The 23,857-nt window shown below is 38.6% G+C and carries 17 protein-coding genes and 1 pseudogene; 2 read left to right on the top strand and 16 right to left on the bottom strand.

Annotated elements, in window-relative coordinates:
- Positions 1-168: 168 nt before the first annotated feature.
- The gene (locus ABIS04_RS06505) at positions 169-765 is read left to right on the top strand and encodes a Yip1 family protein (RefSeq protein ID WP_137221597.1); all 597 of its coding nucleotides are present in this window, start codon (positions 169-171) and stop codon (positions 763-765) included.
- A 102-nt stretch (positions 766-867) separates the two neighbouring features.
- On the opposite strand, the gene glnS is transcribed toward ABIS04_RS06505, so the two are convergent.
- The 16 genes and pseudogenes from glnS to ABIS04_RS06425 form a co-directional block, all read right to left on the bottom strand.
- On the bottom strand, positions 868-2,538 hold the full coding sequence (gene glnS, locus ABIS04_RS06500; RefSeq protein WP_140233803.1) for a glutamine--tRNA ligase: 1,671 nt from the start codon (positions 2,536-2,538) through the stop codon (positions 868-870).
- A 228-nt stretch (positions 2,539-2,766) separates the two neighbouring features.
- Positions 2,767-5,079 carry a Fe(2+) transporter permease subunit FeoB gene (gene feoB, locus ABIS04_RS06495; RefSeq protein WP_137221601.1) on the bottom strand — a complete coding sequence of 771 codons (2,313 nt, stop codon included), beginning with the start codon at positions 5,077-5,079 and terminating at the stop codon, positions 2,767-2,769.
- Positions 5,072-5,311 (bottom strand): FeoA family protein, encoded by a 240-nt coding sequence (locus ABIS04_RS06490; RefSeq protein ID WP_350432948.1) that lies wholly within the window; start codon positions 5,309-5,311, stop codon positions 5,072-5,074. Before ABIS04_RS06490 ends, feoB begins: the two co-directional genes overlap by 8 nt.
- Before the next feature lie 208 nt (positions 5,312-5,519).
- Positions 5,520-6,056, bottom strand: a complete 537-nt coding sequence (locus ABIS04_RS06485; protein ID WP_350432947.1) for a GNAT family protein — start codon at positions 6,054-6,056, stop codon at positions 5,520-5,522.
- 71 nt (positions 6,057-6,127) lie between these two features.
- Positions 6,128-6,406, bottom strand: a complete 279-nt coding sequence (locus ABIS04_RS06480) for a peptidylprolyl isomerase (RefSeq protein ID WP_137221607.1) — start codon at positions 6,404-6,406, stop codon at positions 6,128-6,130.
- 92 nt (positions 6,407-6,498) lie between these two features.
- Positions 6,499-8,328 (bottom strand): DUF885 domain-containing protein, encoded by a 1,830-nt coding sequence (locus ABIS04_RS06475; RefSeq protein ID WP_350432946.1) that lies wholly within the window; start codon positions 8,326-8,328, stop codon positions 6,499-6,501.
- A 630-nt stretch (positions 8,329-8,958) separates the two neighbouring features.
- Positions 8,959-10,206, bottom strand: coding sequence for a tetratricopeptide repeat protein (locus ABIS04_RS06470; protein ID WP_350432945.1), 1,248 nt, complete (start codon positions 10,204-10,206; stop codon positions 8,959-8,961).
- Positions 10,206-10,826, bottom strand: coding sequence for an energy transducer TonB (locus ABIS04_RS06465; protein ID WP_140233798.1), 621 nt, complete (start codon positions 10,824-10,826; stop codon positions 10,206-10,208). The genes ABIS04_RS06470 and ABIS04_RS06465 overlap by 1 nt, the downstream gene beginning before the upstream one ends.
- 1 nt (position 10,827) lies before the next feature.
- Positions 10,828-11,232, bottom strand: coding sequence for a biopolymer transporter ExbD (locus tag ABIS04_RS06460; protein WP_137221616.1), 405 nt, complete (start codon positions 11,230-11,232; stop codon positions 10,828-10,830).
- A gap of 13 nt (positions 11,233-11,245) precedes the next feature.
- On the bottom strand, positions 11,246-11,773 hold the full coding sequence (locus tag ABIS04_RS06455) for a MotA/TolQ/ExbB proton channel family protein (protein ID WP_137221618.1): 528 nt from the start codon (positions 11,771-11,773) through the stop codon (positions 11,246-11,248).
- On the bottom strand, positions 11,773-13,128 hold the full coding sequence (locus tag ABIS04_RS06450; protein ID WP_140233797.1) for a MotA/TolQ/ExbB proton channel family protein: 1,356 nt from the start codon (positions 13,126-13,128) through the stop codon (positions 11,773-11,775). Before ABIS04_RS06450 ends, ABIS04_RS06455 begins: the two co-directional genes overlap by 1 nt.
- Positions 13,128-13,910: a DUF3450 domain-containing protein gene (locus tag ABIS04_RS06445; RefSeq protein WP_140233796.1), complete on the bottom strand. Its 783-nt coding sequence runs from the start codon at positions 13,908-13,910 to the stop codon at positions 13,128-13,130. The genes ABIS04_RS06450 and ABIS04_RS06445 overlap by 1 nt, the downstream gene beginning before the upstream one ends.
- A gap of 384 nt (positions 13,911-14,294) precedes the next feature.
- Entirely contained in the window at positions 14,295-14,453 is a 159-nt protein-coding gene (locus ABIS04_RS06440; RefSeq protein WP_350432944.1) for a hypothetical protein, read from the bottom strand.
- Between the two features lie 298 nt (positions 14,454-14,751).
- Positions 14,752-15,622: pseudogene (locus ABIS04_RS06435) on the bottom strand (IS1595 family transposase).
- A gap of 345 nt (positions 15,623-15,967) precedes the next feature.
- Complete coding sequence (locus tag ABIS04_RS06430) at positions 15,968-18,610, bottom strand: TonB-dependent receptor (protein WP_350432943.1); 2,643 nt, start codon at positions 18,608-18,610, stop codon at positions 15,968-15,970.
- 652 nt (positions 18,611-19,262) lie between these two features.
- Positions 19,263-21,662 carry a DNA polymerase II gene (locus tag ABIS04_RS06425; protein ID WP_350432942.1) on the bottom strand — a complete coding sequence of 800 codons (2,400 nt, stop codon included), beginning with the start codon at positions 21,660-21,662 and terminating at the stop codon, positions 19,263-19,265.
- Between the two features lie 114 nt (positions 21,663-21,776).
- Between ABIS04_RS06425 and dinG the strand changes: the two genes are divergently transcribed.
- The gene (gene dinG / locus ABIS04_RS06420) at positions 21,777-23,852 is read left to right on the top strand and encodes an ATP-dependent DNA helicase DinG (protein ID WP_350433397.1); all 2,076 of its coding nucleotides are present in this window, start codon (positions 21,777-21,779) and stop codon (positions 23,850-23,852) included.
- Positions 23,853-23,857: the final 5 nt, after the last annotated feature.

Below are 23,857 nucleotides of genomic sequence, written 5' to 3'. Positions count from 1 at the left end.
CTTAACAACATAGATGTTAGCAATGAGGAACTACCTCAGTGTATTTGCCAACACCATAACCCTGTTGATAAGTTGATGTGGACTGATTAAGGCGATTGGTACAAAGCTGTAGTCAGTTCGTCGTTGTTTGGCGAGCTAGGTCAGAAATGCTAAACAAGGATAACTATAATGGTACTGAATCACTTAATGGGGCTTTACACTCATCCGAAACAAGAGTGGAAAACAATTGAAAAAAACCATGAAGCACTAAAAAGTAGCTTAAGTCATGTGTTACTTATTGCACTTATTCCTGCAATTTGCTCTTATTTTGCAACCGCTCATATTGGTTGGCATCCTGGCGTAGGAGAATCACTGTTTCTCACATCTCAAAGCGCATTATTTATGTCCATAGGAATGTATTTTGGCTTAATAATTGGCGTTCTGGCACTGGCTTATTTGGCCTTTTGGATGGGCAAAACATTTGATGCAGATCCAACCTACACTCAAGCTCTCGAATTAGCGTCCTATACTGCAACGCCCTTATTTATGGTCGGTCTTGCAGCACTCTATCCAGTATTATGGTTCATCATGATCGTCGGATTAGTTGGCTTATCCTATTCGGTTTATCTGTTATATGCAGGTGTTCCTATCATTATGAATATTCCTGAAGAAAAGGGCTTTATTTATTCAAGCTCAGTTGTTACAGCAGGTCTGGTATTATTAGTCGCGTTGATGGGAAGTAGTATTATTTTATGGAGTATTGGCTTTGGGCCGATGATGCAATAATGAATTGGTTGATTATTGATTATTGATTATTGATTATTGATTATTGAAAGAATAATACAAAAAAGGCGCATTAAGCGCCTTTTTTATTATTAAAATAAGTGATTAAGCGAAAGTATCTCTTAACGGAACCGTTAAGTTAAATACCAAATGTTCAGCGCTAGAATCTTTACTGTCTGCACAATAATAACCTTCGCGTTCAAACTGGTAGGCTTTTTCTGCCGGAGCATTAACCATACTAGGTTCAACGAATCCATTAACTACTGTAAGCGAGTTCGGATTGAGCACTTCATCAACGGTTTCAAAAGCTGCTGGGTTTTCACTAGTGAAAAGTCTGTCATACAAACGAAACTCTGCAGGCTTTGCTGTTGCTGAGTCAACCCAATGAATAACGCCTTTGACTTTACGACCATCAGCAGGATTTTTGCCTAGCGTATCTGCATCATAGGTACAATAAACCGTGGTGACATTACCGTATGAATCTTTGTCACAACGTTCCGCTTTAACAATATATGCATTGCGTAAGCGGACTTCTTTACCTAATACAAGACGTTTAAAGTGCTTATTTGCCTCTTCTTTAAAGTCTTCTATATCAATAAAAAGTTCACGACCAAAAAATAACTCTCGAGTCCCCATAGCCTCATTGTTTGGATGGGCTGGCGCAGAAATAGTTTCAGGTTGTGTGTTTGGATAGTTTTCAATAACGACTTTAATCGGTCTTAAAACAGCCATTGCACGAGGAGCATGTTCGTTTAACTCTTCGCGAATACAAGCATCTAACATACCGACTTCGACTAAGTTTTCTTGCTTAGTGACCCCAATACGCAGGCAGAACTCACGGATTGATGCAGCCGTATAACCACGACGACGTAAACCAGCAATCGTTGGCATACGAGGGTCGTCCCAACCAGATACAAGTTTGCGCACCACTAGGTCATTGAGTTTACGCTTAGACATCAAAGTATATTCTAAATTTAAACGCGAAAACTCATACTGATGCGGACGATCTGGAGTATGAAAGTCGTCTAAATGATCTAAAACCCAATCATAGAGACGACGGTTATCTTGAAACTCTAGAGTACAAATCGAATGAGTAATATGCTCTATGGCATCAGAAATACAATGAGTAAAGTCATACATTGGGTAAATGCACCACTTATCACCTGTCTGATGATGATGTGCAAATCGGATACGATAAATAACCGGATCCCGCATGCACATAAAAGAAGATGCCATATCAATTTTAGCACGCAGAGCACATTCACCTTCTTTGAATTCGCCTTTACGCATTTTTTCAAATAATGCGAGGTTGTCTTCAACACTGGTGTCACGGTAAGGACTGTCTTTTCCTGGCTCTTTCAAGGTGCCACGATATTCTCTGGTTTGTTCCCCGTTTAGGAAACAAACATAAGCAAGACCTTTAGTGATTAACTCAACAGCATACTGATGTAATTGGTCAAAATAATTGGATGAATAACGGATATCGCCAGACCATTCAAAACCTAACCAACGCACATCTTCCTGAATTGACTTCACATAGTTAATGTCTTCTTTTTCAGGGTTAGTATCATCAAAACGTAAGTTACATTGACCTTGGTAATCTTTTGCAATACCAAAATTTAAACAAATAGACTTAGCGTGTCCTATGTGTAAAAAACCATTAGGTTCTGGCGGGAAACGAGTATGAACTTCGTTATGCTTACCGCTTTTTAGGTCTTCGTCTATAATATTACGAATGAAGTTACTTGGACGTACTTCGGTGTCCACATGACTCATGGAATTCCTCTTGGCGCACAATGGCAATATGAATAAAGACTGATGATCCTACAGATCTTAAGTAGTTACAACTGCTAGCGTCGAAAAAATTAACCTGATAAACAAAAACACCCATTCGAGCAAAAATAACAACGACCGAAGCACGCTATTTCTATGATGTATTTACTCATATTAATAAAAAACCCAGCAAGCTGGGTTTTAGATTAATCTGAAACAAATCGTTGCACGTTATTCGGTGATGATTCGTATTCCTGGAATAATTTGTTGCGCTTTGCGACCTTTTTTATTTAACCACATATAAAACATCATCAAGGCTACAATAAAGAAACCAATCCAACTGGCTGACTGCACAGGATGCTGAGTAAAGGTCGCACCTTGATACACCACAGTCGCAGAGCCATAAGCCAATGAGAAAGTCCAAATAGCTGCAAAGCGTGCCCATTTAGCACCAAATTCATGTACTAAGGCACCCATAGCGGCTACGCAAGGTGTATAAAGTAAAATAAACAGTAAGTATGAAAATGCAGCTATCTGGCTTTTAAACCCTGTTTGCAGCGCACTAAATGTAGAAGAGTCAACAGACAACTCCATCGCGGCTTCATCTAAGTCAGTAATACCTGCTATCGCAATTGATAAAGGATCACCAGGCTCAATGCCGAGTAAATTGGCCGGAATTGTCGCTAAGCCTATTTTGACGCTATCCCAAATAGACACGAGTTCTTCGTCATCAGCCTCTACAGTGCTATATAAACTATTTAATGTTCCAACCACTGCTTCTTTAGCAAAAATGCCGGTAATAATACCCACAGTCGCAGCCCAATTATCTTGTTCAATGCCCATTGGGCTAAAAATTGGTGTGATTTGCTGGCTAGCAACACTAAGTAATGATTCTTTACTGTCTTCATGCCCGAAAGAGCCATCCGTACCGATAGCATTAATGAAATTAAGCAGTGTCACTACAATGATGATGGTTTTACCCGCTCCCTTAACAAAGCTTTTAGTTCGCTTAGTTGTACGAGAAAACACCGCTTTAGTTTTAGGCATTTCGTAACTAGGTAACTCCATTACAACGGCACTACTTGAACCCGGCAATACGGTATTTCGTAATAATAACCCAGTGCCAATCGCGGCTAAAATACCAATAATATAAAGTAAAAAGACTAAGTTTTGACCTGAATGCGGGAAAAATGCTGCAGCAAATAATGCATAAACAGGCAAGCGAGCACTACATGACATAAACGGTGCCATCATACCGGTAACGATACGCTCCCGTTCACTGCCTAACGTTCTCGTTGCCATTATGGCAGGCACCGAACAACCAAAACCCACAATCATTGGCACAAAGGCTTTGCCAGGTAAACCGATACGACGCATTAAACCGTCAACAACAAACGCCGCACGAGCCATGTAACCAGATGCTTCGAGTACTGATAGCGCTAGAAATAATGCAGCAACAACAGGAATAAACGTTGCAACAGTCTGAATACCTTGACCGACACCGCCAGCTAAAATTGTCACCAACCAATCAGGTGATCCCATTGAAGTCAACAAGGCACCAAAATGGTCAACAAAAATAGCACCTGCTGTAATATCAAAGAAATCGATAAAGGAGTTACCAACGTTAATACTGAATAAAAACATTAGATACATGACAAACAAAAAAATAGGGATACCCAAAATAGGATTTAAAACCACTTTGTCGAGTCTATCGGAGGCACTAACATGCTTACCTTGATTGACTGAAGCTTCGAACACCTGTTGCACAAAATCGTAACGGGTAGTGGCAATCATAATATCAATATCTTCACCAGCCTGCTCAACTCGTTGAGTACACTGTTTTACCGTTTCATGTAATTGTACTTCACTGGTACCGCACCCTTTACCATGGCTGTTAGCTAATATAGCAAGCGCCTCTCCACGGCTTAACTCAGCAAGACCTTGGGTTTGATTTTGCATTTGTAGTGCCGTTATACTTGTTTCAATATCAGCATGATACTGCAACATTAACGATGGCGTTGTGTCATCTTTTTTCAATAATGAAAATATTTCAGCCTGTAGTTTTTCGACATCAGCTTGTTTACGTGAACAAATAGCAACGACAGGACAACCTAAACGTTTAGACATGTCATCAGCATTAATAACTATCCCCAACTTTTTGGCTGCATCAATTTTGTTAATGACAACAATCATAGGAATACCTAACTCACGTAATTGCGTGGTTAAATATAGATGACGCTCAACGTTAGTAGCATCAACCAAATTGATGATGGCATCCACTTGTTGTTCCGAAAGATAAGCTTGGGCAATTTGTTCGTCTAATGAACAGTCACAGCTATTGCCTGCGGGTAATAAATCATAAATCCCTGGCAAATCGGTAAGAAAAATATCTGCATCAGAATAGCTAATTTTACCGGTTTTCTTTTCTACGGTAACACCCGACCAATTACCAACCTGTTGGCTTGCACCAGTAAGAGCATTAAAAAGAGTCGATTTACCTGCATTGGGATTACCCACGGTGACACAGTGAAATTGTTTAGTCATTTTTTAGATCTACCTCAATAATATCTGCTAAATCACAACGCATACATAATTTACTGCCACGTAAATCTAATTCAACACCAGACCCCATTGGGGCTCTGCGTATAAAATTAAAATGGGTGTTAGGCGTTATGCCCATAGATAATAATTTACGCTTAACAGTTTGCGGTAACGTTAATTGACCGATTTCAGAGATAATCGCTTGATCGCCTGGCTTAAGTTCACTCAGCTTCATGTAACACTACCTTCAACAACATTGATAACGTCAAAAATTTTATCCGAACTAAATAAGTTAAACTCCAATCTAGATCAAAGTTTTACTTGTTAACGAGAATAGTTTTCACTTGTATTACGTATTATGTGACAAAAGCACGCTAGAATACAGCAGAAAGGAGATTTATTTGAAGAAGAAATAGAGGTATGAAGTAAAAAGTAAATAATTGTTATTCTCTTTGAGCAGTCAATAACCCCATGTAACAATCGTCTAACCATATGCCATCAATACAGCTATTTTGTCTTAATGTTCCTTCTAGTACAAAACCAACCTTTTCAAGAACCCTACGTGAAGCGGTATTTTGTTTAGCACAAAGTCCAATATATTTATGCATCTTAAATTGTAACGCGCCCCAATCGGTTACCGTTCGTAGGCTTTCCGTTGCAAACCCTAAACCTTGTTGTTCTGGAGCAATGAGATAACCAACTTCAGCTCTTCTCAATTCTCCATCATCGCATCTAAAACCAATCAGTCCGACAAACTCATTAGTGTCGATTCGTTCGATGATCAGCGATAACCAGTCTCCGGTTTCAAATAACCACTCAGCTTTACGTTGTTCAAACTTAGATATTATATCCGATTCAGATTCAATGTTTCGTATATATTGATTGATACTTTCATCAAGATGTAAGCGTAAAAAATCACTCCAATCATTACTGTGTAAATTTCGTAATTTCAAACGATCACTATAAAGATTTATGTCCATATATTATCCATTTACTTATCAAAAAAAATGGCAGCTTAAGCTGCCATTAATTATTACATAATCAATTGAGACTAGCTGCGACTAGTGACTTCAAGTAAATGAAAACCAAATTGAGTTTTAACAGGTCCTTGAACAACATTTAACGGAGCACTAAAGACAACTTCGTCGAACTCTTTGACCATCATACCGGGTCCAAAAGAACCTAAGTCACCACCTTGTGCGCCTGATGGACAAGAAGAATTTGCCTTCGCGATATCAGCAAAATCAGCACCAGATTCGATCTGTTGCTTGAGAGATTCGCACTGTTCTTGAGTACTAACTAATAGGTGTCTAGCGGTTGCTTGTACCATAATATGGCTCCAAAAATATACTGTATTAAAAAGGTAACATTAACATAATGACAATATGATGACACAATAAAGTCATCACATTTGTGTCATGTTTATTTTGTGGATTCTGCTTTAATCCAATCTGCAATTTTGTTTTCCATCACAGCCATAGGCAACGAGCCTGATGTTAATAATTGATCATGAAAACCTTTAAGGTCAAATTTATCACCGAGCGTTTTTTCAGCATCAGCACGCAGTCTTAAAATAGTCAATTGACCGACTTTATATGACAATGCTTGACCAGGAATAGCCATGTAACGTTCAACTTCAGCAATGATATCGGATTCTGCCATCGGCGAATTATCCATCATGTATTGAATAGCTTGCTCACGGCTCCATCCTTTTGCATGAAGTCCTGTATCAACAACTAATCGCATTGCTCGTAACATCTCATCTGATAATTTACCAAAATATTGGTATGGATCGCTAAATAAACCCATTTCAATACCTAAATATTCTGCGTACAACGCCCAGCCTTCTTCAAATGCGGTATAACCTTGGAAGCGTTGGAATTGTGGAATATCAGTTAACTCTTGTTTTATCGAAATCTGAAAGTGATGACCAGGTGAAGCTTCGTGTAACGAAAGCGTTGTCATACCCCATTTGGGCTGAGCTTTTAAATTATACGTATTGATATAAAAAATACCAGGACGAGATCCGTCCACAGCTGGTGATTCGTAAGATGCACCGGCAGCAGATTTTTCACGGAAACTTTCTACTGGTTTAACAATGTAATCAGCTTTAGGCATTACATTAAAATACTTAGGTAACACCTGATGGATATGCGCTTTAATTGTCATATAGCCATCAATAAGATCTTGTTTATCAGTAAAAAAGTATTGTGGTTCTGAAGACAAAGATGCGAAAAATTCTGTAAGATCGCCTTTAAAACCTACCTGTTCCCTTACTTTATCCATTTCAGATAGAATGCGGGCTACTTCAGACAAACCAATTTGATGAATTTCATCCACTGACAAGGTTGTTGTTGTATGGCTATTTGCTAAGTGTTGATACCAATCTTTACCATTGGGTAAACCCCACCAACCATCTGATGCTCGAGAATTTGGCAAATAATCATTTTTCACATAGTCCCGCAATTGAGTTAATGCTGGTAATAACTCATTTTTAATCAGCTGAGTATATTCATTAGTTAATTGCAATTTTTGCTCAGTTGAAAAATCTTCTGGCAGTAAATTTATCGGCGAATAGAAAAGGCTGTCCTTGGCATCTTTAACGAGTTGGGCATCTAGCTGAGGAATTATCCGTTCGACAAGCACTCTAGGTAATACAACTTTACTGGCAATACCTTCATCCATACGTTGCTGAGCTAACTTAGTCCAATTAATAAATCCGTGTAATCGAGACAGCCAATTTTGGTAATCCTTGACGGTTTTAAATGGTTGAGCACTCTCACCACTGCCTAACTGCACCATAGTAAACACGGTGCTATAAAACTGATTGATAGGTAAAAAATGCTCTGGATAAGTTTCACCGATAAGCTCCATATTACGATCATAAATAAACATGTCGTAACTGAGCTTAAGCGAAGCTGGTAGCTTATCTGCATCGATGGATTTAGCTTGACTAAAATATTGACTATTTAAGTCATGACGGGCCTTTAAATATTCTTCTGTTAATGCGCCACCAAATTGGTCGTTATAATCATTAACACCCACAAAAGTGGCATAAATAGGTTCAAGCTTTAATTGATCATTAAAAAAATTATCTGCCATCGCTAAATACTGCTCTGAAGCAGATTGAGTCATCACTGCAGCGCTAGACTTAGAGGCAAATTCTGAAGCAGGAGAAACTGTTGAGCCATCAGAACAACCTTGAGCGGCCAATAGTAAGGACACACTAAGCGCCAATAATGTTTTATTCATTTTTATGATTCCTTAATACACATTAACTAGGACAATATTAGACCTAAAGTCATATAGTTAGCAGTAATATGTTGGTTTGTTATGGTTATCATTAAAGCTAAGTGATAATTAAACTTTTAGTCATTGTTATTGATACAAGCCAAACACAATACACATGAATATAAAATTAACACTGTATTGATTACAAATTCATGCTCAAAATGTCAAGTTGATGTCACGCGGCAATTGAACCTTTTTGATCATCCTGCACCTAGTGATACATTGGCTATCATTATTAATTTAAAATGCATGAAGAAGCGCTTTCAGTTTTATAGACTAGACACGCATGCTTGCCTTAATGCAGATTATCAATCAATGTTAAAATATTGATGCTCATTCTTTATGATGGGCAACACCAGACAATTTTCTCATTGTATCCATGCCTTGCTTTACATGAAACAAAACTTCAGTAAATACACACAAACTAACAATTAAACTTGCTCAGTTCACCCCAAAATGCTCTAAAAACTGCAACCTTTTGAACCGATACAGCAATATAAATGCAACACGTCAGTTAACATAAATGATTAAATGGTTTTATAAGCTAATAAAAAAGCCCCATAAAGGGGCTTTTTTTAATCGAGATGACAACTAAAGCGTTACGTTATGCATCCGAGCTTTATCTTTAATATAAGAAATATAGCTCTTAGCACTTCGTTCTGTCTTCTTATCATTAGCGGCAAGTAATGCTCGCTTATAAGCAGACTTGTACTTTTTAAGGCTTAAGTATGCTAAAGCTAGCTCAAACTGAGCTTCACCAGGGTTATCAATACCCGCATCAAGTGCCTTTTTAAGCACTGGTATAGCGTCATTGTATTTTTGATCTAAAGCAAGAATACGACCTTGTTTTAAATACAAATCACCCTCATTGCTAATTGCGGCAGCTTTACCATAGTAGTAAGCAGCTTCTTTTAGCTCTTTAGCATTATGATAAAAACCAGCTAGAGTTTTTAAACTCTTCGCGTTTTCAGCAATTAGACCTGACTTTATATGCTTTTCAAAAATGGTAGCAGCTTTATAAGGCGAGCCTTTTTGTGCTAACAATTGAGCCAAACGAGTAATGTTACTGTCTGTCTCTAAAAAGCCATTTTTATATGCTAAATCATATGTCGCTAGTGATTTATCATAGTCTTCAGTCATTAAGTAAAACTGAGCTAACTGAACCCAGAGACGTTTGTCGTCTTGGAACAAAGGTACCATCGTTTCTAACACTTTAACGGCTTCTTTGTACTTTTTCTGGTTAAAGTAAGCGGTTAACTTCATCTGATATAAACCTTTATCAGGTGTGTCAGATAAAGATAAACCTTTATCTGCTACTTGAAGTACTTTATTCCACTCTTTTAACTCAGTGTAGGCAATACCTATTCGACGATACATTTGTGCATCAGACTTACAGGTAAACTCCATCCACTTATAATAATATGGAATTGCTTCTTTAAATTGTTTCTCTTGTAGTAATAAATCTGCATACAAACGCATTGTTGCAGCATGATCTGTACCACCAAGAATATCAGCATCAACAGCAGTCTTTAAATACTTTATCGCTGTTTTCATCTGACCTTTTTCAGCATAAAAGTTACCTAACATACGGTCGACATACGCTTTGTCGAAATCGTTGTTAGTATTAGCCTCAAGCAAAATTGAAATTGCTTCGTCTAAGTTACCTTCAGTATATGCTTCAAAAGATTTTTGAACTTTTTTTGCAGCGCTTGCGCCAACAGCACGAGATTGACGTTTATCAATTTCACACTTCTCGGCAGCAACTACAGTGCTAGACAATAATGCACTTCCACAGACTGAAAGTAATAACGCTGTAGCGATACTAGTAACTATACGCATTATCTACCTCCTTTCTCTAATGTGAAGTCCAATTGAACTGTCATACCAGGTTGTTTTAATGGTTTGCCATCAACAATCTTTGGTTTGTACTTCCACTTTTTCAAAGCGCGAACAGCTTCACGATCGAATACTCGTCGAGGTTCAGCCTTGATGACAGTAACGTCTTCCACACCGCCAAGTTCGTTAATAGTAAAAGACAGTTGAACGTAACCTTCTTTACCATCACGTGCAGCAGCAATTGGATACTGAGGCTCAATACGAACAATAGGAGTCGCATCACCGTCACGAGTCATCATGTTACCGAGTTTAAAACCAGTACTTGGTCCGCCCGCTTGGATACCACCCATATTGAACGACATATTAGTGTCAATATTAGATGATGAATCAGGCGGAGTAGTATCCGGCTTAGGTGGCTGCTCCGGTGGTGGAGGTGGCTCAGGAGTAACCCTTGGTTTTTTCTGTGCCTTCGAATCCTGTTTATCCATCGTAATTTCAATAACAGGTGTGTCCGCTGACTCATCGTTGCGTTGTGCACCGCCGCCGACTAGGAAAGCCATGAAAGCAAACAGCCCGAAAGTCACTGCGGCACCAATGATAATTGATACGAGTGCTCTTAGCATATTACTCATTCCCCGCTGATATTGAAATTTTGTCAATACCGGCAGCTTTTACATTATCAAGCACTTTAACAACGACACCATGTAAAGCGTCTTTGTCTGCTTGAATAAGTACTGCTGCTTCTGGTGCTTCCGCTAGCATACGTTCTACGTTAGCCGTTACACGTTCGATATCAACCTGACGGTTTTCCATCATAATGACGCCAGTTTTACTGACACCAATAAAAATGTTTGCCGATGGTTTAGACGTAGCCTGTGACGCTTTAGGCTTGTTGTAGTCTAAGCCTGAAGGCTTAACAAATGATGTTGTTACAATGAAGAAGATCAGCATGATAAACACGATGTCTAGCATCGGGGTCATATCAATTTGCGCTTCCTCTTCCATAGTGGAATGCTTCTTACGTGCCATGTTCAATCTCTCTCTAGTGGTGAGGCATGCTGTCTTTTAGCTTTTGTAAACTGATTCTCATTTTTGAGTCTAAACGAGTGCTAAAGAAAACACCCGATAGCGCTGCAACCATTCCTGCCATTGTTGGCATTGTGGCCATAGAGATACCAGCGGCCATTAAACGAGCATTACTCGTCCCCTGAACTGCCATCACATCGAATACTGAAATCATACCGGTTACAGTCCCTAATAGACCAATCATTGGACAAATTGCCACTAGGGTTTTGATTAACAGCATACGTGCATTCAAATCTTGCTTCGCTTGGGATACCCAAGCTTCACGGATACGGTGAGCGTGCCAAGAAGTTGTTTCTTCTCTTGCTTCCCACGAGGCGATCACGGCTTGATGTTGCTTTGGTGATATCCAATTTAGATACCAGTAACGTTCAAGCATTAATACCCACATTAGGAATAGCACAGCTGCAACCAACCAGAGAACATCGCCTCCGGAGGCCATGAAGCCCCTGACGGAATCCCATACGTCCATCAGGATTAGCATCATTAGTCAGCCCTCTTCTCAGCATGTTCTGCAATAATACCAGCACTTTGCTCTTCAAGAACTTGAACAATTGATTTACTACGAGCAACAACGATTGCGTGTAACAACATTAGAGGCAACGCAGCAACAAGACCCTGCACAGTTGTAATAAGTGCCATAGAGATACCACCAGCCATCAATTTAGGGTCACCAGTACCGAATAACTGAATTGATTGGAAGGTTGCAATCATACCAGTAACTGTACCTAGTAGACCCATCATAGGAGCAATAGCAGCAATAACTTTAATGATTGAAATACGAGCTTCTAAAGCCGGCGTTTCTTTTAAGATAGCTTCATCAAGTTTCAACTCAAGCGTTTCAACATCAACATCTTTGTTTGACTGATAAACTTTTAGGATACGACCTAAAGCATTGTTACCAGGATTATCGATATTTTTACGTTGACGGTTAACTTTACCGCTAATAATAGTCAGAGTGACTAAACGCTCAAGAGCGATTATGGCACCTAATATTAATAGACCAATAATGATATAACCAATTGGACCACCCGCTTCGATTCGATCTTCTAAGCTAGCTTTGTTAGTGAAGATGTTTAATAACACGCCACGAGCCGGATCAATATAGAAAGGAGCAACACCAGACGTGGTTTTTTCCCAATCAGCAACGGCACTAACTTGGTAACCTTCAGGTTGCTGTGATAATTGTTGGATTAAGTTAAGTTCTGGCTTGTAAACAACATATTTGCCTTGAGCAGTTAAGTTAAATGGTCCAACACGATAAATCGGGGTGTCTATAACGTTGCCATCAATAGCCGTTACCGCACCATTGAACTTAACAACTTTCCCTGATTGAACCATTTCAAATAACTGAGCTTCCCAAAACTGCTCTAACTCTTCAATTTTAGGTAGTGATTTACGAGCACCTAGTTCAGCAATAAAAGCATCGCGGCCTGGGTACTGAGCACTGATGTTAGACGCTGCTAATTTACCAGAAAAATCACCGGCTTCACCTTTAACAACACCAAACATTTCACCCAAGTCACCTTGAGCTGTTTTTAAATCTTCTTCTAACTGAGCGATTTTACGCTCGTTGTCTAAGAATGCTTGGTTTAAATCTTTTCCACGTTGCTTTTCAGCAGCGAGAGCATTTTTTTCACGTTTAAGCAATGCTGCTTTGTCACCACGTTCAGCTTGAAACTCTCTTTCGCGCTTAGCGTTAGTTTTGCCTTCGCTTGCTCGATCGGCTTTTACTTGCTGTAACAGTTGACTGATAGTTTTTGGTGCATCTGCAGCAGAAACCATACCAGCTGTTAAAGAGAAAGTTGCAGCCAATAGCACTGTTGTAATTAACTTCTTCATTATTGTGCAGTCTCCGCAGCAGGAATTGGTAATGCGAATAGGTCTAGTGCGCCTTGCTTACGAGCAATGCGGATACCTTTAGTAATGTCACGAAGGTAGCTATCGTCTAACTTATTCCAAGACTTCGCATCGGCATCGTACATCCATGCAATTTTCTGGTCTAAGCTTTGTGCATAAAGTGCCACTCTACCTAGGTTAAAGAAATCAACGAGCACTTCTTTACCATCTAGATCTAGTTTACCTGTATGAACAGCAACGAAGTTACCATACTCACGCTCGATACTATATGCATCCAAGATAAGACGATATTTTTCTGCCAATGTAACTTCTGCAGTGTTAAGAATATCTTTTAAATTGTTAACTCGGTTATGACGAACTTCCGAATTAAAAGGTAAATCTAAATTTACAAACTGTTCTAAGGCATCCACCATTTTAAACATTAATGGCACAACACCTTGGCGAAGTTTATCTACACCATTGATATCTGTTTGAATTAAATCAAGTGAATTTTGTTGATCAGCTACCAAGCCTGCAACGTAATCATTGTATGACTTCAATGATTCACGCTCATCAGCAACGCTGCCATACTCAAAAAGCATGTCTTGTGCTTGGTCAAAATATTTGTCGACTTTCTTTTGCGACGCAGCAGAAGCAGCATTTAGGCTGCTATCAGCTTTTTGTACGTCAGCTAGAGGATCTGCAACAACGAAGTTGCTACCAGCTAAAGCCAGAGCGCCAACAAGTGCAGTAGCGATTTTTGTTCTATTGCTTACCTTGGACATAGTTCCCAACCAATTTGAAGTGAATTAAAAAGTTCAACTAAGATAAAACAGTCATGATCTAAATTTGTTAATCAATACCATTTCACTAAGTACGTCTTTTTCTTGTGATTGTTAGTTTTTCTTCCCTTTTCTACGCTGATTAAGGCGCAGACCCGTTGGCATCATTTCACAAAATGTTGACCTGTGTCAACATTTGAAAAGTTTAAAAACTTGTGGAAAGAGCAGTTAGAGTCGTCAATGTTGACGAAAGGTTAATAATTAAACGTCTTCGACATAAATGTGTCGTAATTTAATGCTAAGCGAAAAATATTATTTGTTTTTATTCATGTAGTTAAACAAAAATGACAATACAACAATACACTGTATTTATCTTTTTTTGCATTACTAAACAAATTTTGAACCATGTAAATACCAACCTAAGACTTCATTTTGTTCATTATTTAATACTTTAAGTTCATTTAAAATCATATTGTTTTCGTGAAACTTAGCAATAAATTTTGCCAATTTAATTTCATCCAATGCTGCATTGACCAACTCGGTCAATCTTAGTCTTAACGTATCCATTTGTACTGTAATAAATTCAATAAATTCTAACTTCTTTGTAACAGGCCAAAATAATCAAGTTTTAAAAAATTGAGTAACGAAATGTATTAAATCACAATCTTGAGCTGCCGCCTCATCAAACATGATCAAAAACCAATCAAGGTATTGATTTTAATCTAATTTTTACATTAATGGTCTTTCTGTATCCGATCTTCATCTGTTCGTTTAAACACATTACCCATTGCATTTGCCATTTTGGCTAAACAATTAATTAATCATACATACCAATATAATTAGCTCAATGTGAATGTACAGCGTATGGATTATATCTAGTTAACCGCCTATTGAGTATTTGCATCCCCGTTTGTCTGCGATTGAGTAGATAATAGTACTCACTACAGTATTCCTGAAGAAACATACTTTCTCGAAACTCCATGAAACGTTCAAAGCATAAACGCTTTTAAATTACCAATGGCAATATTTACCCAAGATTTACTCAAGGGAGTCATTCATTAATAAGCACCTAGGGTATTAGACTCGCTTAATATTGTTGGGCCTTGTCTATAATGTTCAAAGCAGGCAAGCCGTCGGTATGAACTTCATACTGTTTATCTAAGTGCTTTACAATAAACTTCCAACGTTATCATGGCAAACGCTGTTCTCTGCTTGCATAGCAATAAATTCTGCTCTTTCCCCTTTTATTTTCTGCGGAAACTAAAACAGATGTTTTACCTTCTGTGCCACATCCACACTTCCTCTTTCATTTGCCATCTACCTCGGCATCATCAATTTCAATGACACCTAAAAGCCAATATAAACTGTCTCGATAGCTATTACAGGTCCCAGTTGACTTAATATAAAGCGCGCCAATTAACTTATATGAGTTTACTGAATTTCAATACCAAAATACTCTCTTTATATGAGCCTAAAAAAATTGATAGTCCATAACCACTTAATTAACGAAATAGGACTACCGTAGAATATTGTATCTGCTGTTACCGATGTTTGTTTAGGACATTGGTACATTCATATACATTAGGAATTGTAAGCTCATATCCATGCTCACAACTGCACTTAGGGCAAATAAAACCAATAGGCCATCTCATTTGCTTGATGTGATTTAAACACTCAACTTGAGAACAAAATTGACGTTGTCTTCTAAGTTGAATTAGGTGTGTAGTTGAATAATTTAAATTATCACTGTCATGATATGGATATGCTGTAATGACGGCATGAGATAATGGTTAGCAATCTAAAAATTTTCATATTGATTCAAAACTGCACTATAAAAACCAGGAGCTGAAAACACTTATCTAAATCGGTTCGTACACAATAAAAAATAATTGAAACTTCAAGCGGAAAAATTGAACACCATGTTTAATGGTTTTGAACTGAATAAATCAGCCCATAATATATAAAAAAACCCACCTTCTTGGAAGGTGGGTTTTTATTTTAATAAATATATTTAACTCGGTATTTCAACCGTGTTCAACACATTATTTCAAACCAATGGCTTAGAATGACTGTTGAATTTTGAAGAACACTGTACGACCTAAAACATCGTATAAACCAGTGTTCACATCACGCCAACCTACAGATCCGTCATACCATGAAGGAGCTTCTTCATCTAGCAAGTTATTTACACCAAGTGTGACTTTACCATTCCAAGCATGGTAGTAAGAAAACTGGATGTTATGCTTGAAATACGAAGGAATATCCGCAAGATAATCGGTGCCATACTCTTCATTACCAGATTCTTGTGAACCAATATAATAAGTAGTCCATGCAGCACTCATATCACCAGAAGTCCACGCTAAATTCACGTTACCACGATATTCTGGATAATCTTGTAATCCTGCATAATCAAAAGCAGCTTCACCAGGTTCAGATGTCTGTTTGAAATCTTGTACATAACCAAGCTCGGTTTTAATACCAAAGTCGCCATACTCAGTATCAATTGAATATGATGCTTTAAAATCGAAACCAGAAGTTTCTAAACTTGCCATATTACGGTCAAAACTGTAAGCAACATCAATCTTACCATCTGCGTCACGAATAATTGCAGTTGATGAGCCACTGTCACTTTCATCTTTTAATAAACGGGTTAATGTTGTAGATGCAATTTGGTTATCTAAAGTTAAATCATAGTATGACAATTCAAATGCTAAGCTATCAGTAGCATTCCAAACCACACCAGTAGTTAATGATTCACCTTCTTCAGGCTTCAGATCAGGGTTACCACCGAACCATGTTTTGTGCTGTGAACCACCAACGGCACAGTAAACTGCATCATCGGCTGCGTTAGTTCCTGCATCACACCATAAGTTATCGTCAGCAGTTTCAAAGCTCAATGCTTGACTAGAGAACATTTCGCCCATGTTAGGAGCGCGGAAAGACTCACCCCAACTAGCACGAACTAACAATGAATCAACAGGACGCCAAGCGATACCTATTTGAGGAGACACATTGTCAAATGAACCAGCAACAACTTGCTCACCAACATCACCTTCTTGATCATAATTGTCGTAACGCACAGCAGCGTTAATATCAACATTGAAAGGTAGGCTTGCTTGTAATTCCATAAATGCAGAAGTACGGTCTCGAGTTGCATTTACATCATCACCACCAGAACCACCAGATACTCGTCCTGATGCAGATTGCGGATCACTCTTTTGAGTAAAGTCAACCGTTTCATATTCAATACCGAAAACACCAGATAAACTAAAATCATTCTCGTCTAGAAATAGAGTAGAAATTAAACCGTCAACCTGAGAGCTAACATATCGAGCTTGGTATAGACCAGTATGCGCCGCCTGACCATAAAGATCTTCCATCTGGCTATTCCAATCGCCGTAACTCATGCCAGTAGTATTAAAAATATCATACTCTTCACTATCAATTAGATTTTGAATGATATCATCGTTAATTAAGTTTTCATTGAAAGAATTCGTTGAAGAACGGCTATGTTGGCCATTTACTTCCCAATCAATACCATTACCAACATCAATAAAACCAACTAAACCACCAAAGAAATCAATATCGTTAATTTCAGTGCGGGTGTCACGATTGCCAAGTTGAGCACCACGCATAAACAGATCTAAGTCTTCACCTGTTGGGTTATACGCATTGTCGGCTGACATTGTTGGTAAATTTGTTGATACTGGAGTACCCGCATAACGTGTTTCAGTTTCTGAAAGTGAAGCGCTTGTACGGCCTCGGAACTTAAGGTTATCAGCTAATTCATATGAAAAATTTGACAGTACAGAGTTTTGAACTACATCACCAAATAACTTAGTTACTTCGCCATAGCTATAAAGACAACGTCCAGTGTCAGCACTATCAGTCAAATCATACGTGTTAGGAGCTTGGTTACACATATCACGATTGGTAATCCATCCACTATCACCTACTCCGTTTGGTACTGAACTATATGATGAATAGTCAAAATAAGTTGGATCATCAAATTTCCAAATATCTTTATCCCAAACAGCATCCGCTTTATAGTACTCATATGTTAATGTAATATTACCTTTATCACTTGAGTAACCAGTTGCCACTGTAAATCTGTTTGTATCACCACCGTCTGTACTTGGCAGCTCAGTATCATAAGAAAAATCAAGGCCCTGATAGTCTTTTTTAGTGATAATGTTAATTACACCAGCGACTGCGTCTGAACCATAAACAGCTGAAGCACCTTCTCTTAAGATTTCAATGCGTTCAACAATTGCCATTGGAATTCTAGACGTATCAGCTGCAGCGCCTGAGCTAGAGCTAGTACCAGGCATGCGACGACCATCTAATAATACCAATGTATATTTGGCATCCAAACCACGCATTTGGACACTACTTGTTGCGGCAGCACCAGAACCATAGCCTGATGTTCCACGCCATGAACCAAAACTGTTAACAGATGAATTATTCAATACATCTGCAATTGTCGACTCACCAGTTAATTTAATATCTTCTGCGGTCAAAACCGTAACAGGTGACGCATTCTCCATATCAACTTGCTTAATACGCGAACCAGTTACCTCTATACGTTCTACTTTTTCGCCATCTTCATCAGCAGCAAAAACTGCTGGTGAAGCGAATGCTGCCGCGGCTGCACCACTGATCAGTGCTAATCGCACTGATTTAGCTAATACGTTCTTATGCATTGTCTATCTCCCTGGATTTTTTTATATCTTTCTTATAATAATGACGGCCATTATAGGCGTCTGTTAAATGAGAAAAATGCAACACAAATGCATTACAACCTCTCAATTACAGATGCAATAAAATCACATTTAAAACAACTAATCAACACTTTGAAATTACACATGCATAAAAGTTAACCAGATGTAAAAGATTTTAGTGTTGTGAAAAAACACTCAATAATAAATTAAACTTTTAAATACAAGCTATTAAGTCAATTATTATTGGTTACATATTTTATACAACCTAGAGTGTAAAAATAATTTATTGTTTTAAATCTATTTTTTACCCAGCCCTTACTATTAACTTCTCCTTAACATAAAAGGTTAATTTCAAACATTAAGAATTGCTCAATACCTTAAATTTTATCTACACATGGTTCAGTTATTAGTTTTAACCTTTAACTGGAAATCATCAGATAAGCTCAGTTAGTTATCTTAGTTTAGGCAAGGATTCCGTTAACTGTAATGAATGGAATTTAAAGGCTATGAATATTAAATTTAGGGGATATGAGACAGGTAAAAATGCTATCTGGAAATGTATAATGCCACCTCCCTTTAAAATAAATTAATGCATAAAAAATACGAACAACTTTGGCTTATTATTTTGTTTTTTTTACAGTAGCATCATTTGATTGTTTACTAGCGCATCGAAACTCTGACCACATAGTTGCAAGATGGGCTCTGCGATGGGTTGAATTTGTTTACTAATGTAATATTCATAATCGATATTCTGTGGTTTTGCTTCAATTGCCTGTGCGCCAGTCAACGTCATAACGTATTTAATTTGTTGACCTTTACGAGTAACGTTTACGTCATCCAGAAGTTGAGCAAGCTGTTTGGCCGCTTTTACATGAGGGGATGATTTAGCGGTGTAATCTTCAACATTTCGCCTTAATCGCTTTTTGAAAATAAGCTCATTATCTCTAGCGCCACTTTTAATTGCCGCTAGCTCATTGCTCAAATAATCAATGACATCCTCGCCCTTGAAAAACAGTTCATATAAATGATATTGCATTCTCCGCGCGATAGGGCTCCAATCACTTCTCACCTGCTCCATCCCTTTAAACGTCAGTTTTAATTGTTGAGCGTCGTTTAATACCGCACCGACATAGCGTTTTTTACTGCCTTCATCTGAACCTCTTAGCGTCGGCATAATAAATTGTTCGAAATGGGTTTCAAATTCGAGTTCTAGATAGCTGTCTAATTGATATTCATCTGCACACCATTCAAGCCAGCGTTGGGTAATCAATGTCGACAAGTATTCACCAATCGCTTGAATGTCGTTAATTCCATGATTATCCCCTAACCACACAAATGTAGAATCGGTATCGCCATAAATCACTTGATAACCACACTCTTCTATCCATTGTTTAGTCAGTTTCATTATCTGATGACCGCGCATGGTAATAGAACTGGCTAGTTTTGCATCATGAAAAACACAACCTCGAGAGCCTAATACACCATATAAGGAGTTCATAATAATTTTTATTGCTTGTGATAGAGGTGCATTTTTATCTCGTTTCGCCCGCTCACGTTGTTCCGCTAAACTTGCAATTAACGCTGGTAAAATAGGCTTGTTCCGACTGAATTTGGCGCCTAAATATCCATCTACAGTAGTGTTATCAACATTACAACTACTGGCGTGCAAACCTTCAACTAAACCTTTGGGATCGATAAGAAATGTTCTGATAATCGACGGATACAAGCTTTTAAAATCTAATACCAAAACATCTTTATAGTAGCCTGGGATAGATGACATAACATATCCGCCGGGGCTCTCAAGCCCCTGACTAGCGAGATGGGCTGGCGCAACAAAGCCACTTCGATGTAAATGAGGTAGATACAAATGATAAAATGCGGCAATAGATGCGCCAACACGACCAAACTCTAAGCCGGTTAACTTGGCTCGCTCAAGGGCAAAATCTAATAATTGTGTTTTTTCAAAAATATCCCACACCAAACGACAGTCCGTAAGGTTATAAAAAGCCAGTGCATTTTTGTCTGTTTCAAATAAATGAGTAATTTCTTGTCCACGATTTTCAACATGTTCTATGGCTTTCCCTTCGGCTAATAAGTGCCGCGAAACAGACTCTAATGAGAAACTATCAAATTGATAAAATGCCGCTTTAAGCCAATCAATACCATCCAGTACTACCCGTCCAGGTAAAGATAAGGTTTCAGGCCGATATTTGTCAGCCACTTTCCAGCTCAGTTCAGTATCACCTCGGCCGATGGTTAATGGGATTTGATGTAATACGCAGCGTTTATACAGCAAGGCTAAGTCAAAGGTCACCACCGCCCAACCGACGATAATATCGGGGTCATAGTCGCTAAACCATGCAATTAATCTCTGTATAAGCTCAACTTCATCCTTAACCCAAATAATGAACTCATGGCATTGTGCTTGTGGTTCGCCCACCATAATTACGCATTGATAATCTGTTCCATACAAACCGACCGAATAAAGTTCACCAGCAAAACTACACTCAAAATCCAGTGAAACCATCTTCAAAGGAATATCAACAGGTTCGTTGGCGGGTATTTTTCTAGCCCGATTAATCTCTAATAAAGAAATTGTTGAAGTTGGATTACTATCTTGATAGTACCCTGAGCACTCTATATCTAAGGCAATAAACCGTTCGATAAGATAACGTTGTTCAGGCCTTATATCGGCTTCAAATAAAGTAATCCCGATATCATTAGCAATGCGACTGAGTAATTTTAATTGCGTATTTGATTTAAGATACAAGGCACTAATAGGCTCATGCTCAAAGCTCATCAATGATTTCGACTCAGCCTTAAGGGCAAAACCGACTTTTTGACTTAATTGATTAACATCTTGTTGACGACAAAAACATATCACTTCACTGTGATACAGCTCTGCGAGTACTGGTCCCTGAGCCGTTTTAATATAGTATTGAAGCACTAACTGTCCATGCCGATAAATGGCATGACGAGTTAATACTCGCCCCTTTACATAGTTGAGACTTGATGGGATATTTGCTTGCTTCACTATGGGTTCGAATTCCTGCACAAGTTTACTCAATTTGATTTATTACTTCGTGGCATGCTAATTCACTGTTATTATGTACAGCATAATTCAGTCTATGCAGAAATCATACTTCCTATGCTACCGGATAACATAAAAAGTCAAATTCGCACCATTTATAAAGAAATTGCCGCATCTATGCCACAATTTCGATCTCGTCGCGAACAAAACTATATGGTAGCGGAAATATCTAAAACCTTAGCGGGTGAGTATGACAAAGACCGTCGCATTATTGTGGTTGAGGCTGGAACAGGTATTGGTAAATCATTGTCCTATATCTTAGGCGCTATACCTTTAGCGGTTGCCAGTAAAAAGAAAGTCTGTATTGCCACTGCAACCGTGGCACTTCAAGAACAATTACTCCACAAAGATCTGCCTCACTTTTTGCAGCAATCAGGAATTGAATTTAAATTTGGGTTAGTAAAAGGTCGCCAGCGTTATGTGTGTTTAGCTAAACTTGAAGCCATGATAGGTGCACAAGATGGTTCACAAATGGCTATGTGGCAAACTAAGCCAGATCAAAGTCAAATAAATGAATTACAAAAACTGCATCAAGATTTTCATCAAAAACGTTGGAATGGTGAAATAGATACCTTAAAGCACCCTATTCCTGATTTTTTGTGGCAACAAATTTGCTGTGATAAGCACAGTTGTCATCGTCAAGTATCGGCGCATCATAATTGTCCGTTTCATAAGGCTCGTGAAGATGTTGATACTTGGGATGTACTCATTGTTAACCACAGTCTATTATTTGCCGATTTAGAGCTTGGTGGTGGCGTCATTTTACCAGAGCCAGAAGACATGTTTTATGTCATCGATGAGGCTCACCACTTGCCCATTGTTGCAAGAGACTTCTCCAGTGCTCAAGCTACATTGCGTGGTGCTTGTGACTGGTTAGAAAAAGCATCCAAAACCTGTTCTAAATTACAAAATCAATTGAAAACCACCCACATTATCGCCCCCGTACAGGCAATGCTTGATCACATTACCGACTTAACTAATCTCCTGACTCAAGTGGCTCATTATTGTGATACTCAACCACAGCTGTTTGCTAACCCTGAATCTAGACTTCGTTTTGAACATGGTCAATTGCCGCAATCATTATTAATTCAAGCAGAAAATCTTGCTACGGCTTCTGGCTCTGCTGTGAAGCAGTTTAATAAAGTGGTGTCGGTATTAAATGAAGCAATCAAAGATGGTGAAGTGCCTAAACATCAGTCGGAAGGTTTGTTGTCTGAAACCGGATTTATCTTACAGCGGCTAGATAACTTACATAAGTTATGGAAGATGATGGCCAAAGAAGACAGTAAAAAAGGCGCACCAATGGCACGTTGGGCAGAATTAATTACCGGTAAACAACAAGATTATTTATTTTGTTCATCGCCTATCGAAGTCGGCTTTATGCTGGAGTCTATGTTGTGGCAAAAAGCCGCTGGAGTGGTATTGTGTAGCGCAACACTTAGAGCGTTAAATAGCTTCAACCATTTTGCTCATCAAGTGGGACTATCAATGAATGATGGAAGTCGTTTTTTGGCCTTGTTATCCCCTTTCGATTACGAAAATAATGCGACCTTATTTATTCCTCAAATGGTGTGCGAACCTACTGACGATAATTATACTGCTGAACTTGCGCAACATATTGTGACTCTCATCGATGGTGAAATGGCGACTTTAGTGTTGTTTGCTTCATATTGGCAAATGGATAAAGTGGTTGAACTCGTCGAAGGAAAAATCCCAAAAGAACTGCTTTTTGTTCAAGGTGCCATTCCACGTCAACAAATATTAGAACAACATAAAAAGCGCTGTGATGAGGGGCTACCCAGTGTTATTTTTGGTACCGGCAGCTTTTCTGAAGGTCTGGATCTACCCGGAGATTACTTAACAAACTTGATTATTACCAAACTTCCATTTGCGGTGCCTACCTCGCCAGTTGAACAAGCTCACGCGGAATATTTAAAAGTAAAAGGGGGTAACCCATTTTTACAGCTGACAATTCCCGACGCATCGCGTAAATTAGTCCAAAGTTGTGGCCGGCTCCTTAGAAAAGAGCAAGATTATGGCCGAGTCACTATTCTGGATCGCCGTTTAGTCACCAAACGTTATGGCAAATCATTAATTGATGCCCTGCCACCTTTTAGACGTGTTATCGAATAGGTATT

This window comes from Shewanella sp. H8, from assembly GCF_040285065.1.
Classification (GTDB): domain Bacteria; phylum Pseudomonadota; class Gammaproteobacteria; order Enterobacterales; family Shewanellaceae; genus Shewanella; species Shewanella polaris.
This window is presented reverse-complemented; position numbering and strand designations above follow the sequence as displayed.